Annotated in this window: 1 protein-coding gene; it reads right to left on the bottom strand. The window is 76.6% G+C overall.

Annotated features, from left to right (window positions below; translation table 11 throughout):
• The coding region (gene pgk / locus KVS71_RS19385) for a phosphoglycerate kinase (protein ID WP_217585340.1) at positions 1 to 231 on the bottom strand (231 nt) is incomplete at both ends.

The raw sequence follows: 231 nt of genomic DNA, 5'->3' as shown, positions 1-231 counted from the left end.
GTGCCCGATCGGTCCGCCGGTGAACCCGAGCTGGCGGCCGGCTGGGGCGGAGTGGCCCCCGCCGACCACGCTGAGGCCGTCGACCTCGGTCAGTGCCTGCGCGCCCGCCTTGGTTCCCGCAGCGAAGGCAGGGAACTCGAACACCCCCATCGGGCCGTCCCAGGACACGGCCTTCGTCCCGCGGAGGACTCGGCGGAGGCGGGCCGGGGCCTCCGGCCCGATGCCGTGGCC

Origin of the sequence: Microbacterium sp. GbtcB4 (assembly GCF_019091465.1) — a bacterium.
GTDB lineage: Bacteria > Actinomycetota > Actinomycetes > Actinomycetales > Microbacteriaceae > Microbacterium > Microbacterium paraoxydans.
The sequence above is the reverse complement of the archived record's forward strand: the minus strand, read 5'-3'. Positions and strand labels throughout refer to the sequence as shown.